Raw genomic sequence first — 447 nt, 5'->3', positions numbered from 1 at the left:
GCCCGGCTCGCGCAGGCCGACGTGCCGGTGGAGCTGCACATCTACCCGGGTGCCACGCACGGTTTCGACGTCGTCGTACCCGACGCCGCCGTCAGCCTCGCGTCCCGCCGCGTCCAGAGCGAGGCCCTGCTGCGCGCACTGCACCCGGCCGACCACAGCCGGCCCGGCTGACCACGGCCCGGCTGGCGGCGAGCCGCTGTCAGCCGGGCCGGCCGAGAAACGGTGCGACGGACAGCGATGCCCGCCTGTCTTCACAGCTCATGATCCCATTCCGGAAATCGCCCATCAGGCTCGTCGAACGCTCCTCCTTCGAGCGGCCCACCGTGTAGGTGACTTCCGTCGTCCCAACAGCGGTTTCCACCTACGGCGGCTGAGGCCGTCGGTGGAAACCGTCGTTCCGACAACGGTTTCCACCGACAGCCGACGGGCGCCGGCCGAGGCCGTAGG

Origin of the sequence: Protofrankia sp. CiP1_Cm_nod2, assembly GCF_920664355.1 — a bacterium.
Taxonomy (GTDB): Bacteria; Actinomycetota; Actinomycetes; order Frankiales; family Frankiaceae; genus Protofrankia.
Note: the sequence above shows the minus strand (reverse complement) of the source record.